This window comes from Algoriphagus mannitolivorans DSM 15301 (assembly GCF_000429425.1).
In the GTDB taxonomy this organism is placed as follows: domain Bacteria; phylum Bacteroidota; class Bacteroidia; order Cytophagales; family Cyclobacteriaceae; genus Algoriphagus; species Algoriphagus mannitolivorans.
Genome location: NZ_AUBV01000009.1, coordinates 216,078 through 231,724, shown reverse-complemented (window position 1 = coordinate 231,724; position 15,647 = coordinate 216,078). Strand labels below are relative to the sequence as shown.

General features: G+C 41.8%; 13 protein-coding genes. 1 reads left to right on the top strand and 12 read right to left on the bottom strand.

Features of this window, described 5'->3' with window-relative positions:
* Positions 1-9 precede the first annotated feature (9 nt).
* The 6 genes from G458_RS21440 to G458_RS0112250 all read right to left on the bottom strand — a co-directional run bounded on the left by G458_RS21440 (position 10) and on the right by G458_RS0112250 (position 5,065).
* The gene (locus tag G458_RS21440) at positions 10-681 is read right to left on the bottom strand and encodes a GNAT family N-acetyltransferase (protein WP_051287243.1); all 672 of its coding nucleotides are present in this window, start codon (positions 679-681) and stop codon (positions 10-12) included.
* 439 nt (positions 682-1,120) lie between these two features.
* Positions 1,121-2,077, bottom strand: coding sequence for a glycosyltransferase family 2 protein (locus tag G458_RS20690; protein ID WP_051287240.1), 957 nt, complete (start codon positions 2,075-2,077; stop codon positions 1,121-1,123).
* Positions 2,078-2,365: 288 nt separating this feature from the next.
* Positions 2,366-2,776 carry an endonuclease domain-containing protein gene (locus G458_RS20685; RefSeq protein ID WP_051287238.1) on the bottom strand — a complete coding sequence of 137 codons (411 nt, stop codon included), beginning with the start codon at positions 2,774-2,776 and terminating at the stop codon, positions 2,366-2,368.
* A gap of 179 nt (positions 2,777-2,955) precedes the next feature.
* Positions 2,956-3,732, bottom strand: a complete 777-nt coding sequence (locus G458_RS0112260; RefSeq protein WP_051287236.1) for an ABC transporter permease — start codon at positions 3,730-3,732, stop codon at positions 2,956-2,958.
* 375 nt (positions 3,733-4,107) lie between these two features.
* Positions 4,108-4,614, bottom strand: coding sequence for a winged helix-turn-helix domain-containing protein (locus tag G458_RS0112255; RefSeq protein ID WP_026952167.1), 507 nt, complete (start codon positions 4,612-4,614; stop codon positions 4,108-4,110).
* Positions 4,615-4,714: 100 nt separating this feature from the next.
* The gene (locus tag G458_RS0112250; protein WP_035468115.1) at positions 4,715-5,065 is read right to left on the bottom strand and encodes a four helix bundle protein; all 351 of its coding nucleotides are present in this window, start codon (positions 5,063-5,065) and stop codon (positions 4,715-4,717) included.
* Positions 5,066-5,865: 800 nt separating this feature from the next.
* Between G458_RS0112250 and G458_RS0112245 the strand changes: the two genes are divergently transcribed.
* Entirely contained in the window at positions 5,866-7,266 is a 1,401-nt protein-coding gene (locus G458_RS0112245; protein WP_157359774.1) for a hypothetical protein, read from the top strand.
* Here G458_RS0112245 and G458_RS0112240 read toward each other — a convergent pair.
* The 6 genes from G458_RS0112240 to G458_RS0112215 form a co-directional block, all read right to left on the bottom strand.
* Positions 7,227-8,390 (bottom strand): hypothetical protein, encoded by a 1,164-nt coding sequence (locus tag G458_RS0112240; RefSeq protein ID WP_026952164.1) that lies wholly within the window; start codon positions 8,388-8,390, stop codon positions 7,227-7,229. The genes G458_RS0112245 and G458_RS0112240 overlap by 40 nt on opposite strands.
* Positions 8,387-9,886 (bottom strand): hypothetical protein, encoded by a 1,500-nt coding sequence (locus G458_RS0112235; RefSeq protein WP_026952163.1) that lies wholly within the window; start codon positions 9,884-9,886, stop codon positions 8,387-8,389. Before G458_RS0112235 ends, G458_RS0112240 begins: the two co-directional genes overlap by 4 nt.
* A complete protein-coding gene (locus tag G458_RS0112230; protein ID WP_026952162.1) occupies positions 9,886-11,361 on the bottom strand; it encodes a hypothetical protein in 1,476 nt (491 codons plus the stop codon). Before G458_RS0112230 ends, G458_RS0112235 begins: the two co-directional genes overlap by 1 nt.
* A gap of 415 nt (positions 11,362-11,776) precedes the next feature.
* Positions 11,777-14,227, bottom strand: a complete 2,451-nt coding sequence (locus G458_RS0112225; protein WP_026952161.1) for a leucine-rich repeat domain-containing protein — start codon at positions 14,225-14,227, stop codon at positions 11,777-11,779.
* Positions 14,214-15,053: a hypothetical protein gene (locus G458_RS0112220; RefSeq protein ID WP_026952160.1), complete on the bottom strand. Its 840-nt coding sequence runs from the start codon at positions 15,051-15,053 to the stop codon at positions 14,214-14,216. Before G458_RS0112220 ends, G458_RS0112225 begins: the two co-directional genes overlap by 14 nt.
* Positions 15,050-15,625 carry a hypothetical protein gene (locus G458_RS0112215; protein WP_026952159.1) on the bottom strand — a complete coding sequence of 192 codons (576 nt, stop codon included), beginning with the start codon at positions 15,623-15,625 and terminating at the stop codon, positions 15,050-15,052. Before G458_RS0112215 ends, G458_RS0112220 begins: the two co-directional genes overlap by 4 nt.
* Between the last annotated feature and the right edge of the window lie 22 nt (positions 15,626-15,647).

The window sequence follows — 15,647 nt, the reverse complement described above, 5'->3', positions numbered from 1 at the left end:
TTTAAACTTTTAACTGTTAAAATCCGGGTTCCAATAGTGGTACACAAACGTCTGAGAAGCGATTTCGTAGCCCATATTATGGTACAGGTTCATCGCTGGGAGATTAGTTTTTTGGGTCGGGATGTGCATTTTAATTGCCCCTTTTTCTCGGGCCGAACTTTCTGCATTATTCACCAGGCCTTTGCCCAAGCCTTTTCCCCGGGAAGAATCCTTCACTGCAATCAGCCCGATTTGTGCCAGCTCTTTTTCCACGGAATAGGTGACCATTCCTTCCATTTCACCGGAAACCAAGACCTCCCCTTTTTTCCAGGCTTTGGTGATCCACAGACGGTAAAGCTTTTCAAACTCTCCGGCCTTGAGTCTGGGATCTATTTTAAATCTGGAATATTCCCCGCTGGCATAGGCCAATGAGATCAGTTCATCTGTCAAGGGTCCTTGGTACTCTATTTCCCATTCAGTACTCTTTTCCTCCGGCTCTAGAATTTTTTCAAAGACTACCTTGATGTCTGTTTGAAGAATTTCGGGTGAGTTTATTTCCTGTTCCTTTTCACTGAACAGGTACACCAACTGATAATCTAAAGCCTTGGATCGAAACTCATTCTCATTCCAGTTCTCAGAAACCTGGTATTTCCCTACAGGGTATCCGAAAAGTTCGGAGTCGAAAGGAAGGGGGGTAATCAAGTTGAAAGTTTAAAGAGAGAAGTTTAAAGTTGGGGGATGTCGGATGTTGGATGTCGGATGTTGGAAGTCCGGAAGCTCAATAACCTGAGACCACCTCGTAATTCGTAGATCGTAACTCGTAAATAGTTGTCGGTTGTCTTTTGTGAGTTGTCCAGAAGCTCAATAGCATAATACAGCCTCGTAATTCGTAAATCGTAACTCGTAAATAGTTGTCTGTTATCTGTTGTGAGTTGTCCAGAAGCTCAATAACATAAAACAGCCTCGTAATTCGTAAATCATAACTCGTAAATGGTTGTCGGTTGTCGGTTGTCAGTGGTCGGTTGTCAGTTGGCAGTTGTCGGTTTGTATCGTCCTAAATAGAGTTGGCAGTTGTGGGTTGTTCAGAAGCTCAATGGCATATTAACAACCTCGTAAATCATAAATGACAATGCGTTTCCAGTTACCCATGTGTTATTTTTTTTTCTGCAACCAAGCCAATTCCTCCAATTTTTTGTTCGACGATATAAATAGGGCGATTTTTAACTCCTTCAAAGGTCTTCCCGACATATAATCCCACTACGCCCAAGGTAATTAAAACGATTCCAGCTAATAGCCAAAGGGAAATGATCAAACTGGCGTATCCTGCTACAATAATTTCTCCCTGGATATAATTGATCAGGGTGATAAGTGCAAACAAAAAGCCGGTGAAAGCAACTACCAAACCTAATTTGATGGTCAACCTAATAGGCTTATCACTGTAGGCCAAGATGATATCCAGTGCCAGATTAAATAGTTTTTTGAAATTATAGCTACTTTCTCTTTCCTGATTGCCTGCATGATCTACTTCTATGGCAGTTTGTCTAAATCCTACCCAACGCACCATCGTTGGAAAATACCGGATACTTTCCCGGAGTTGCGTAATTTCTCGGATAACTTTTTGATGATAGATCCCAAAATTTGCAATAGTCTCATCTTGCTCGGATCCGGTCAGCCAGGCTAAAGTGCGATAAAATAACTTGGATGACATTCGCTTCAATAAACTATCCTTTCTGTCTGCTCTTTTGGCCAGAACCACATCGTAGCCTTCTAGAGCTTTTTGGTATAAAGCTGGAATCTCTTCCGGTCTGTCCTGGAGATCACAATCCATCACCACTACCCATTCCCCTTGGGCAGCATCCAATCCAGCGGTAATGGCATAGTGCTGTCCAAAATTTCTGGAAAGTTTAATTCCCTTGAGCTCAGGGTGAATTTGAACGAGTTGTTCGATTTTCTCCCAAGAAGCATCCGGGCTATAGTCATCCACCAACACAATCTCAAACTCCGAAGTCAAGGGACTTACAGCAGCTTTGATTCTTTCGACGAGTTGGTCGAGAACCTTTTCAGCGCGGTAAACAGGAGAAATGATGGAGAGGTGCACTTGAGAGTTTTAAATGAGGAATTAAGAATTAGGAATGAAATTGAAGTTTAAAGTTTTGAGTTTAAAGTTTATAGTTGTTATTGGTTTGAACTCTACTTTTATTCTCTGTTGGGACTAACTTCCCTCCTTCAGGAGGGGCTGGGGGAGGTTAAGTGATATCGGTAAAATGCGTTTATACAAAGAGAACCTATTTCACTTTACTTTTGGTCCAAATCCATTCCCAAGACTTGAATCTCTGAAAATTCACTTGAGGGGGACCTATGTCCCATGTACATTGAATTCTGGCAGTTAACTGGAATGATTTTCTTCACTTTTAGTAAAGTCACTTGGTGATAAGTATTGAGAAATCATCTTCAAAACATCATCAATCCCATCAAATACCTCTTCATTCCTAAATCGAATCACCTTTAAACCGAGTTCTTCCAATTCAGTGGTTCTACCTTTGTCATACTCTGACTGGTTAAACTCATCATGAATGCTTCCGTCAAGCTCTATGACAAGTTTTTGCTCATGGCAATAAAAATCAACTATATACCTTTTGATCGGATGCTGTCTCCGGAACTTAAGTCCAGAAAAAGCTTTATTCCTAAGTATATTCCAAAGAGCCTTCTCTGCTGGAGTCATTTGCTTTCTTAATTCCCTTGCTCTTTTATGGATTTCTGGAGAGGCTCCGAAAAAGAGGTTTTCAGCGTAGGACATTTACTTTTAACCCCCTAAATCCCCCTTAAGGGGGGCTTTAAACTCGTTTCCAAGAAAATAAATATTCTAACTCAAACTTTTTGCTCTCATTCATTCGTCTTCAATTGAATGAAGATTAATATTTGGAGTTCTAGACCAATCTCCTCCCCTTAAGGGGAGGCCGGGAGGGGTAAAAGAGGCTATGCGACGTCGGCGAAGATTCGTTCCATTCTTCGAAAATAAAACATCCCAAATACAAAGAAGATCAGTGCCACGATACTTCCTGGCCAAATCCACTCCCAAGGCATGGGGCGATTAAGGAAGGCGGCTCTAAAGCCTTCGATGACTCCTACCATGGGATTGAGAATGTAAAACTTCAGGTATTGATCCGGCACAGCGGAGGTGCTATAAACCACCGGAGCTGCATAGAGCAGCAATTGCACGACAAAGGTCAAGGCATGCTTTACATCCCGGTATTTGACGGCCAAGGCGGAGAGAAACATCCCGATTCCCAAGCTGCACATCAGCAACTGAATAATCAACAAGGGCAAAAACAGAACGCCCCAACCCGGCATTTGACCAAAATAGATCAGCATGAAAATCACCACCACAAAGGCAATGGTAAAGTCGAGGAGTTTGGAAAGTATTGCTGAAAGCGGAAGAACCATCCTTGGGAAGTACACCTTGGTAATCATGTTGGCATTCTGAATCAGGGAGTTGGCCGACTCTGTAAGAGTACCGCTGAAGTAATTCCAGGGCCAAAGGGCCAAATAGGAGAAAAGCACATAGGGCATCCCATCAGAATCCACCTTTGCCAAACCACCGAAAACCAAAGTGAAAACCAAAGTGGTGAATAGAGGCTGGATGATAGCCCAAGCCACACCCAAAACCGACTGGGCATATCGGGCTTTGATTCCTCTTAGAGTCAAAAAATACAGGAGGTCCTTATATCTCCAGATCTCCTTGAAATCCACCATTTTCCATCCGGAACTTGGTTCAATGACTTTGTAATGCGGGGAGTTTATGAGTTTAAAGTTTAGAGTGTGAAAAGTTTAAAAAGGTTGTCGGATGTCCGATGTCGGTTGTCGGTTGAGGGTTATTAGTTATTGGTTAATTTTTGTCAAGATGCCTAATAGGTTATAACCGCCTCGTAAATCGTAAGTCGTAAATCGTAAATGGTTGTCGGTTTTCGGTTGAGGGTTATTGGTTATTTTTTGTCAAGATGCTTCTTAGCGAATAACTACTTGTAATTCGTAAATTTTTGAGATTTAACGAATTACTTCTGGCTTCCCACTTCCCGCTCCCTTCTTCCAGCTTCAGTCTTCCCACTCCCGTCTTCCCGCTTCTACCATCTATTTTCCAAAAACCAAGATTCCGGAAATGCTTTCGGGCTCTTCTTCGAAAATGCTCACGTTTACTTTTCGCTTTACTTTTTCGAAGGTCTTTTCCCGGATAAATTCCAGGTAATTGGTGTCCAGGTTTTTGCCGATGAGGATCATTTCCACGGTACCGGAATCAATACCTTTGGCATAATCTCCTACGATATAGGCTTTCTCCACCTCACCCATCCGCTTGACAATTCGTTCCATGAGTTCGTCCAAACCCAAAAACTTACTGACCATAGCCCGGATTTCGGAGAAAAAGGGATGTTGGTCATTAGCCCGGTAGATTTTGGTTTTTCCTTCATCCTCCTGCAGCAAAAGTCCGGCATCCGTGAGCCGATTAAGCTCTACCCTAACTGAGTTGGTGGACTCATCAAAATCCTTGGCCAAAGAGCGCAAGTATCCTGAATTTTGGTGTGAAAAAAACTTCAGAAGAAGTTTGATTCGGGTTTTAGAAGTCACTATTGAGTCTAGCAAAAAAGTTTAAAGGGAAGAGTTTAGAGTTTAAAGTGAAGAGTTTAAAGTTTAAAGGGAAGAGTTTAGAGTTTAAAGGGTAAGGTTGTGTCTTGGAGATTAGTTACAGGTTTTGCCGAGACTTTTTGATAATCGAGTTGAGAATCAGAATAATTTCCTCGATCTCTTTTTTTAGAAAATTTATCCCTTCGAACTCCTGAAGGAGCTTTTTACGATCAAATAACCTTAACCAGTACCTTGTTTCTCTGGCCTCCTTATTGGCTATAGTCATTTTTGAAATGAAGTCCAATTTTGAATGTGCGGCTTGAGCCTCTTCGATATTGGCTCCGATAGAAGTCCCTGCTCCAACCAACTGGTCAGCAAGCCTATAATGTCCTTTTTCTCTCAAATCGAAGTACGCGTCGAGAATAGTTTCAGCAAAATGAAAAGCTCGGGATTGAATTGGATTTTCCATAAAAATTGATTTAAAAATCTATTAATTAACTTATTGTAAAATAACTAATTACAAAATTTAAATCACATTTTTTGGATACAGATTTAAGTCGAAATCCTAAAACTTTAAACTTTTCATTTTAAACTTTAAACTTCCGTTTCCAAAGCTTCGCCCTTTCACTCCCATCAGGAACTAGCGAACTGAGTAAAAAAATTACTCGATACAAAGTAAAACAGGTTTGGGATTTTTGCAAGACTTGGAGATTTTTTTGGGATGTGGGGATGTGGGGTGTGGGGTGTCGGATGTGAGATGTCAGTTGTCCGATGTCCGATGTCCGATGTCAGTTGTCGGTTATGGGTTGTCGGTTATGGGTTGTCGGTTGTGGGTTTTCCAGAAGCTCAATAGCGTATAACCACCTCGTAAATCGTAAGTCGTAAATCGTAAATGGTTGTCGGTTGTGGGATGCTAGTTGTCCGATGTCCGATTTCCGATGACCGATGTGTGTTGTGAGTTATTGGTTATTGCCTTTTGCCATTTGCTATTTGCTATTTGCCTTTTGCCTTTTGTCTTTTGCATCTTGGAATTGGCTTGTCCAGAAGCTCAATAGCGTGTAACCACCTCGTAAATCGTAAGTCGTATATCGTAAATGGTTGTCAGTTGTCGGATGTCGGATGTCGGTTATTGCCCTTTGCTATTTGCTATTTGCCTTTTGCCATTTGCGATTGAGTTGTCCTGCAGCTCAATGGCGAAGAACTACGTCGTAAATCCCAATTCGTCAATGGTTCCATGTTTTTCCTATATTCATTTTAGAAATAGGTTCGATGTCGCTATTGCCCAGTTTTATCAAATTCCTGATTCACCCCAATCGAATAAAGCGGTGGTTGCCTTTATTGGCGTTTTTGTCTCTTTTAGCCTATCAATTTGGCCAGATTCGGCAGCTAAAAAGGGATTTTGGTCCTTACTATGGGGACGAATATTTCTACCTCCAGAATGCAAAGTCCTTCCAACAGACCGGTAACCTTCAGGCTTCTTTTACTTATTCGGGTGAAGGTTCCCAAATCGGTGGTTTTGATGCCCATGGCCCCTCCTATCCTATTTTATATGGTTTGCTCAACTGGAGTGGATCTTGGTCCGGAAGGCACATCGTGACCATTAATTACCTGATATTCGGGATTGGCTTAATGTTGATATTTTTTCAAAATGAAAAATTTGAAATCAAGCTTCTCCAGGGAATTTTATTGACCGGAAGTCCCTATGTTCTCTTTTATGGACAAAGCCTATTGCCTGAATTGGTTCAGGCCGGCATTGCCATCTTTCTCTTTTTGGGACTCCGCAAAGTTCAGGTCAATCCCTCCAAAGCCGATCTTATACGAATCATTCTTATGATTTTGGTTTTTTCCTGGATCAGAAGTACTTGGCTATTTATGTTCTTTGCGCTGGCGCTGGTACTTTTTCCCAAAAGAAAAATCCTTGGACTGGGATTGCTGGGCATGGGACTATTCGGGATGCTGATTTATCCAGCCTATTTTCACGAACAAACGCCCAACGTTTTTTCTGAATCCTTACATCAGTTCTCGGAAGGGAATTGGGGATTGATCTGGAAGGAAATCAGCTTCAATACCAAAAGGAACATTTACTTCCTTGCCACTTACTCAGAGGGCATGTTTTATTGGGCTTGGAAGATCTGGATTTTGGTTACGCTCCTTTTGGGGATCGCCTTTTTTAAAAAATCCCCATTGCTGAAGCTGGGTCTGCTCCAGTTTCTGATTCATCTGGTTTTTGCCATTGTTTTGTATAAAACCTACCGCTGGACAGATTGGAGGATGTTGAGTCCTGCTGGGATTTTCCTGAGCTTAGCCTTGATTCATGAGCTGAAATTCCGGACAGAGAGCCTGATTCTGGTGCTGTGCTCCCTGACTAGTTTGGCATTGATGATTCCTTTTCAACAAAAAGTCCTCAAACTCAGAAACGAATACTCCCCGCTGCCTATTGGTCAGGAAATTGTTCAGAAAATGGAAAGACTTGATCCCTCTTTGATTCGATTGGACACCATTCTGATAAAAGAATATGATCTAAGGGATCTGCCTGTCAAAAATCAAGACGGGAAGTTGATTCGCTACACCCTCCCCTTTTATGAAATGGAGGAAGCTAAGCCGGATTATTTTTTAGAAGCGGAAGAAAATCAGCTGATAATTCGCTCCACAAAGATTCTCCCCCAATAAGCGAGGCCAAAGAGCACATGGATTCCGAAGAGCAACAAAAAGAGCTTGGTTTTCCAATGGATGACACTTCCTTTTTTCCTCTGAAAATCCAACACAAAATCCAGCATCGCCCAAATATGAAGCAAAAGTGCAATCGGAATCTGCCAGTAGAAGTTGGCATGCCATTCCCGAAAACCTGACTCTGCAAAGGTCCAAAAGATAAGCATGGAAAGGACCAATAAGGCAAAAGAGAAAGAGAAGGCTGGTTTTGAAAAAGGTCTTTTCCCCCAAAGGATAAAGAAAGAAATGCTGAGTAAAAAGCTGGAGATAAAGTCCCAAATAGGCTCGAAGGAATAGTGAAGCCAAATTTTGAACGGACGAATTTGAATCTGAGGCTGCTCAGCAATGGCGTATTCCTCTACGATCATGGGATCCCAGGCATAAATAAGATGCTTTTCGAGTCCAATTCCTCCCAGAAACAAAACCGCATACCCCAAGGAAAATAGGAATTCCCGAGATCGGATGCCTTTGATTTTCCCTGTAAAAAGTGGCAAAAGAGGAATAAAGCAAAATAGAAAACTGGGTTTGATCAAAAGAATGAAAACCCCAAAAAGGATCATTTTCCCAAAAGATGCGGGGGTCTCATTTTGCCACCATTTCAAAGTCTCATGAAAAAGGAGAAGCGAAAAAGGCAAGGATGCGATCAGGGTGGAGTTATGCCAGATGGTAGGAGTGAATTTTCCTAAATACCATAAATCTGTTTCCACCCAAGGAGCCACCAAAGGTCCAAAAAACATCAAGCCAAAGGTAAGTAAATAGGAGTATTTGTAGGACAAACCCGGAGTAGAGGAAATCCAGTTCCTTAAGATCCTAAACTTCCAGACCAAAAATAAAGTCAGGACCAAGATAGAACTCAGTACAAAAGGATACTTAATCCTTAGCAGCAGATCCACGAAATAGATCATCGCATAATATCCCGGAGGAATTGGAAAATGGCCCTTTTCCAAGTATTCCACGAGGTAAAAATTATGGACTTTGATATCCACTCCATAAGGGATGTACTTGATCAGGAAATAGAGTGTAAAGGAAATCATCCCACCCAAAAGCAGCTCAAACCAAGGGATATTTCGGAAATGCCTGTTCATGGATAGGTGATCAAGACGAATTCTTCCAGAAACCGAATGCTTGGATTTCCTTTTTGAAAATAGCCTTCATTGGGAAAGTAGGTCTTGTTTTGCACCAAAAAGGCTTTTTGGCCGGAGATGGTCTTGGGATCAACACTTTCCAGAAGTGAGGACCAACCCAGAACCCGGAATGGAAGGGGATTTTCAAACACCAAGGAATGATACCACTTGTTCTCCCCTATTAAATAAACCTCTGTTACTCCTTTTAATTCTGTGAGAACCTCCCGGATTTCAAAGTTTTCCGGGATGTTTTTCCCGGAGGAAAATAGGGAAGTCAAATGCCAAGCGATTCCCAAGATCAACATTCCCCCTATTCCCTTATAAATCCGAATGGAAGTTTGGACTTTTGGAGACTCCCAATGGAACTGAAGAAAAAGGATCAGGAAAAACGCCAATACAAAGACCTGAATTTTCAATAGGTAAAAAGGAGCCAAGATCCAAAATCCCAGAAAAATGGAGAAAAGGCTCCAAAGCATGGATTTCTTTTTCTCCAGAAATACCAAAGCCAAGAGAGTGGCCAAAAGGTAAAGGAAGAAATGCTCATGTCTCACAAAGGTCACCCAAGATCGGATGAAATATCGGGGTGAAATAAATTCATACCGGGATGAATCCAACTTCTCTTTCCAATCCAGAAGTGTTTTCTCTCCTAATTCCCCGGACTGAAAATCTTGCAGTCCATTCGAAAAATGGTAGAGTTCAGGCTCCTCCACCATCCAGTATTCTTTTTGCAATTGAAGCATGGGGTGATCAAAAACCTGAGAACGAAGGCGGTTGAGATCCGAAAACTGCTCCAAACCTGCCCTTTTTATCCAAAGTGTATGAGTAACTAGTGCGAGGGCCAAAAACAACAGTGGAAGTACAGAAGCTCGGATGGATGTTTTCTCCCTTCCAAAAACCAGCATCAGGCCAAATCCCCCAACGATCAGCACTACTCCTACTTCCCAGCGGATAAGAATCCCAACCAGCAGCAGCAGGTCGGAAGGGAATAAATTAAATGCCCTCCTTGAGGTATTTCTATTTTGTTCAGATCGGTAAATCATACCAGCAGTAATGCAAAAAGCTGCCACAATGGAGAATTGGAGGAAAAAGGCAAAATGAATTAAGACTGCCAATAAAAGTAAATTCCAAATCATCCTTTTGGGGCTAGATCCAAAATGAATCCTGACAGACTCAATGAGCAGTGCATAGGAAAGAAAGAGCAAAGCAAACCAAATCAAAGGATACCATGGAACCATTGGGATCCAAGAATACAGGGCTGAAAAGGAGACCGAGAGGTAAGGATGAAGGAAGACAGCATAGGCCTCCGGGGAGCCAGTATAGGCCCCTGAAACCAGCCACATCATGACTTCATCATCGTTGACTTGAAACCGCCAAGGCAAAAACCAAATCAATACCACCGCAAAGAGGCCCAGACCGATCCAAAATTGAATTGATGTGAAAAATCGATCTCGCTCCATCAGAATTCGGTTAAAAGGATTGGGTCTTGAACGGGACGATAGGGCAAATCGGAAATGGGATTGTAAATCAGAGGTAGATCAGGCAAGTTTTTTAGAAAAAAGCCTTTCAACTGATTTTCATCCCAAAACCCGGGGCTTTTGGGCATGGTCTTTCCCAAAAGGAAAGGAATGCCAGAAATCCTATAAACTGCTAGTAGTTGTTGCTGGGACTGAATATCCTCCCTGCTTTGCAAGTCCTTAAGCTTTTGAACCTGTTCAGGCATTAGTTTTATACTTTTTCCGGGCAAATATTCCCAGTTGACCTGATAATTCCAAAGTGATTTTTGCTCGAAAGGCCTCCACCAAACTCCGGTAAAAATCAGGATGCAGGTCAATATTCCAAGGCCAAGTTCTAAGGTTTTTGCTTGAAATCCGGGAGTATTTCTCGTCCAGATAAAAAGCGCAAGGATCCAAAATACCCAATAGTGAATCCCTATTCTCAACCAATATACATTACTGCCAAAGTGAAGTAAAAAGGGCATTATAGCGAGCAGCAGTATCCAATTTCTGGCGGGATTTTTCCAAAAATCCATGTCGAGCCGAAGTCCAAGGATCCCAAAAAGCTGCGCAGTAAATAATAATGCCACATGATTCCATTCCTCGGTAATATGAGTAAGCCAAATCAAACCCGATAGCCAGAGGAAAAGGCAAATGAATTTGAAGCTTTTATGACTAAGGAGGCGATGGATCATCCAAGAACCCCCAACTGAAAGTCCAATCCAAAATACACCAACTAGGGTATGTTTGACCAGAGTGATAAGTGCATAATCCGGACGTCCGATCATTAGCCCAAGACCTGACCAAAGTCTTTGAATTGCCGAGCTTTGCAAAAAATAGAAAAAGATGAGTTCCAATAAAACAAATGGGATCAGCAATAAGACTAAGTAGCCCCTAGGGGCTTTTTGAAGGATCACGAAAATGAATGTTCCCAAAAACAGGAGCACTGCGGTCGGGATTTTCACATAAGCTAAAAGGGCCAAGACTAATCCCAAAAGAGTTAAGACAGCTGGTTTTTGGATATTTCCAGAGATCAAGGCCAACCAAAAACAAGTCAATACAACGCTCAAATGATTATAGGAAAGCGTTTGGGGTAAAAATGCATAGGCAGCCAGGAGTCCTAATAGAGAGATTCCGAAATCCAAGTTTTGGATTTTATTGGCTTTGGTGACATTTCTTAAGAAAACGGCAAGAGCAAATGCTCCCAAGAAATAGCTCAAAAGGCGAATGATCCTAAGCTCAATCAGCCCAAAATGAAGATTAAATAGTTTATAGCATGCCTTAAAAAACAGGTCGTAATTGAAGATTCCTGCGAAGTTGTCTTGAAGAGGATGAGCCAATAAAGCATACAATCCCTCATCAGAGATATCAAAGCCCCTATCCACTCCACCAAGGACAAGAATCACAGCGAAAAAAAGCAGGAAATAAAGTGGCTTCACGATTAGACCAAATTACCGGAGATAGTTGAATTGTTAAAAAGAATCCTAAAAAACTATTGGCTTTAGTCTATTACAAATAGGCCTTTTGGGATAGACCAATCCTTGAGAAATAGGCTTGAAGGGTATTTTCATTAAGACATTAGGGAGATATGAGAATAATAAAATCAGGCATAGACAAAGTACAATTTTGGGGAAAACTTTATGGCATCTTTCCCAAAAAATACCCACTAGTGGGTATTTTTTCGAGGTAGCACTTAGGCTAAATTTGTTATGGGTGATTAAGCGACTTTTCCATCACTTTTGAAGGAAAATATATTAAGGGATTTTTTTCAGCATTTTTTGGCCCTTTCTATTTGGTTTAAGTAAAAAAAACAGGCTGTCTTTTTGGGACAGCCTGTTTTTTTGCTAGGTCATCTTAATAAAACCTCACTTCACAATCCGGATGGGAGCTTTTGAAGGAATCCACAGCTCTTGAGGTCAATCGGGTATTGAAGCAAGAAAGCTTCTTGAGATTATTCAAATCCTCAATAGGCTTTAAGGACCTTAAATTGGTACTCGCCACATCCAACTCTTCCAAAGCTGCTAAAGTCTCCAGGCCTTTAAGATTTTTAAGATTTGTCCCGGAGATGTTCAGGTATTTGAGATTGGTGAGGTTACTAATCGGACTTAGATCTTCAATACCTGTATTGGAAATATCCAGAGACACCATGGAAAGAAGTCCAGAGATGGGCATAAAATCAATAACCGGCACTTGGGACAACCTTAACTTGGTAAGGAGAACCATTCCGCTAAGTGGGGAGATCGAAGAGATCGGAGCATCGAAGATCTGCAAGGAACGAAGATTAATAAATGTAGGCAAAGGCGCTAAATCAGCTACCTGAATGCGGTCAAATACAAGCTCTGATTTGGCAGTCAAGCTATGCAGCTCCTCCTCACTCGGACTATCAGTAAGGGAATTCTGTCTTCTGAATAAATCCTTCCATTCGGAGGCCAAATTTGCCCACCAAGTCTGCAATTCATCGGTTCGGAAAATCACATTTACATCGGGACGTCTGATCAGGAAATCAGGGATTTCCTTTAATTCGACGGAAGAGCGATTCACATTGATCAATTTCAGTTTTTCCAAGCCTACAAGCTCAGAGATACTTTTTACCGGACTACCCTCCAAGTTCAAGAGCTCGAGATTTTCCAAAGTTTTCAAAGTGGAAGCATCTGTAACCTGCGTATTTTTTCCCGTGACTTTTTTCAGGGTTTTCACTTCTGTAAGAGGAAGCAATTCCATAATAGGATTATCCGAAAAATCCACTGTTTGCAGATTTACAAATTTCACTAGAGGATTTAGCGTCTCCACACCTAGACCACTGAGATCCAGATGGCTTACCGTAACAGTTTTGGTCAGGGTTTCTACTCCTGGACTATCATTGGTGATGGCTGGATTGGCTCTTTTCAGAGCTGCCTTCCAAGGATCGCTGAGGGTACTCCACCAGCTTTCCAGATCTTTCACGTGATGAATCAGTAAGACATCTGGATTTTGTCTTACGAAGTTATCCGCAGCCAAATTGCTCAGCTGAGTTTCGTCCGCCAATACCTTTCGGAGTTTAGACAAGCCGTGAAGCGGAGTCAAATCACTGACTGGCGTAGCAGTAACATCTAAGAATTCCAGGTTTTCAAATTCCTTCAAAGGGCTTAAATCCTGAATATTGGTTTGGGAAAGGTTGAGGTTGACCATTTCCTTGAATCCTGCTAAGGAGGAAAGGTTTACCATATAGTTTCGGCTCAAATCCAAGGATTTCAGGCCTTTCAACTCTTGAATATTTTCCGGATTGTTAAATCCACTTTCTCTCAAGGAGAGTTCTTCCAAGTTTTTGAATTGGTTAAGAACCGAAAAGCTTGAGATTGGAGTTTGGTCAGCTTTTAATGAAATAAGGCTTTTGAGGTTCAAGAGCTCCTGAATACTGTCCACTTGGGTGTGGGAAATATTCAAGGCTTTGAGCCGGTCCGAATATTTGATGAATTTGATATTTCGGGTCGGTGTATGCGATATGTCTAGATTCTCCAAGAAAGTCACATTGGAGATAGGACCCAAATCCCGAATCTGAGTATTGGAGATGTCGATTACTTTCAGATCTCGAAGTTCTGACAAAGGTGCCAGAGTCCGGATACCGGTGTTTCCTGAGATATTCAGGGTATCGATACTCACGAATTTATAAAACCACTCCAGCCCCACTGAATCAGAGGGATTGAGAGAAAACTTTTGCTTGAAGAAGGATACCCATGCAGGGCTGAGACTTTTCCACCAGGCGGTCAATTCCTCATCACGGCTGACTTTGGTGGTGTAAATGCTTACGATTTTGAGTTCCTGAGACTTTTCATCCAAGTTGACTTCAACGAATCTTGGTTTGGTGTTGGAGATTTTCTCTCCACGCATGCCTTGAGCTTCGATAGTTCTATCCAAGGAAGCCACAAAGTAAACCTGTCCATTGTCTTTTTGGGCTGGTTTGATCTCGCGGACTTTGAACTTGAACTCTACATTTTTGTAGAAAAACTCAATGTCTTTGAGGTAAGCAGTGACGTCTTTGTTGGTGACTACTTTTCGATCCTGTAGCAAATCATCCTCAACTTGTACTTTTTCATCCCGGAAGATCTTCAGGTAGCTCTCACGGATGATCACATCTTTATCCCGGGCAGAGGTCTCTTTGTTGCCCAAGGTATTCAGTAAGAATTCCAAAAACCTGATTTGATCCTCGACTTTGGAAGACAAGGTTTGCACTTGGTCTTTGGAGTATCCTTTCAGGTTTTGCGCACTAGTAAAGAAAGCCAGAAAGGTAATTAGACAAAAGGAAAGGATAAATTTAATCCTGGTCATAGATGTACTTGAGAATAGTTTCTTTGTCCCCTGGTCCTAATCTTACCAGGTTGGAAATCAACCAGCCGGTATTAAATCCCGGGCGGTTAAACTGGTTTACCTCAAAATACCAGCCACCTATTTGAAAGAAATGAAATTTAACACCTGATACGGTATCGAAGCGGAGGTTATTCTGCTTCATCTCGTACAAAAAAATAGAAAGGTAATCCGGCTTGTAGGAATTAGCCGTGAAGGACTCCGGTAGTTTGGAATCCTGAAAAGCTCTCCGGAGGTTCATAAAACCCAGCTCATGACTCAGAGGATGGAGAAAATCCTTGGATTCACCCACGGGTTTATTGAAGAGATTCTTGAAAGGAGGAAAAATCACCTGATCGATAACCCACTCAAAGCCAAGACGCTCGGGTTGGATTTTCATGATCAAAGTAACTTTTTCCCTTTTTCCTTTGAAGAAAAACTCAGTATCTACCTCGGCATACCACCCTTCTCTCTGAAAATTAAGAAAATAAGGATAGGTGTCCGAAAGCACATAGGAAATAAACTCCTGCTTAAGCTGTGGAGAAATAGAGGAAGTTTGGTTGTCAAAAAGGATGCTTAAGAATCCTTTTCTCAGGGCTGGATTTTGATAGAGCGAGTCGCCGGGGTAGAATCGGATATTGCCATCCACAGATTCTTCTCCGTTGAATCTTCGAAAAAATTGGTTCAGCTGTTTGGTGGAAGCTGCAAATCTGCCGTCATCCTTAATTGTCCCGGGGCCGCCTATGCCTTGCCCCGGGACAGAAGAGATGATTGCGATAAAAAACGCAAAAATCAGAAAGGTTAATCTCATGCTGAGGTTTCAGTCACTCGTACATCACCCAACATTACGTCCCAAAATTCGATGGTACGACCAGCGATTTGAGTTTGCTTTTTCTCTACGTAGATGGTGATGTCTTTTTTGGTTGTATCTCTATAGTTCATTCCTGTTTCGATAGAGGTACCTTCGAATCTTTGATAGATTGTAATTACACCAACGTAACGGCCATCAGGCTGTCTTTCCAAATCGGAAATGTACTGAATATCATACCAAGTGATGTTTACTCGGTCATAATTCAATGCCATCAGACGCTCAAAGTATCTTCTCACTTTATAGTAAGCGATCTCTTTGGTGTTGATTGAAGATACACCCATTTCAGCACCTGGAGCGAATAGCTCCTCTGCTCTATCCATAACGCGGTTTGCTTCAGAGAATTGTGTCTCTTTGCTACCGATGATGGCGATGTACTTAGAAAGGTCCTTTACTTTTTCCAGCGCCAAGGAGTCAATCGCCTGCTTACGAGCAGGGCTGATATTGTCCTGAGCCATTACTGCTAGGGATGCTGAAAGGAACAAACCTAGGAAGAGGATAAATTTATTTTTCATGTTAAAATTACAGATTTCAGGT

What these genes read in the sequence shown, in the direction of transcription:
- G458_RS0112225 (WP_026952161.1), bottom strand. Translation starts at nt 14,227, where the DNA reads ATGACCAGGATTAAATTTATCCTTTCCTTTTGTCTAATTACCTTTCTG.
- G458_RS0112250 (WP_035468115.1), bottom strand. Translation starts at nt 5,065, where the DNA reads ATGGAAAATCCAATTCAATCCCGAGCTTTTCATTTTGCTGAAACTATT.
- G458_RS0112240 (WP_026952164.1), bottom strand. Translation starts at nt 8,390, where the DNA reads ATGAACAGGCATTTCCGAAATATCCCTTGGTTTGAGCTGCTTTTGGGT.
- G458_RS0112215 (WP_026952159.1), bottom strand. Translation starts at nt 15,625, where the DNA reads ATGAAAAATAAATTTATCCTCTTCCTAGGTTTGTTCCTTTCAGCATCC.
- G458_RS0112260 (WP_051287236.1), bottom strand. Translation starts at nt 3,732, where the DNA reads ATGGTGGATTTCAAGGAGATCTGGAGATATAAGGACCTCCTGTATTTT.
- G458_RS0112245 (WP_157359774.1), top strand. Translation starts at nt 5,866, where the DNA reads ATGTCGCTATTGCCCAGTTTTATCAAATTCCTGATTCACCCCAATCGA.
- G458_RS0112235 (WP_026952163.1), bottom strand. Translation starts at nt 9,886, where the DNA reads ATGGAGCGAGATCGATTTTTCACATCAATTCAATTTTGGATCGGTCTG.
- G458_RS0112220 (WP_026952160.1), bottom strand. Translation starts at nt 15,053, where the DNA reads ATGAGATTAACCTTTCTGATTTTTGCGTTTTTTATCGCAATCATCTCT.
- G458_RS20685 (WP_051287238.1), bottom strand. Translation starts at nt 2,776, where the DNA reads ATGTCCTACGCTGAAAACCTCTTTTTCGGAGCCTCTCCAGAAATCCAT.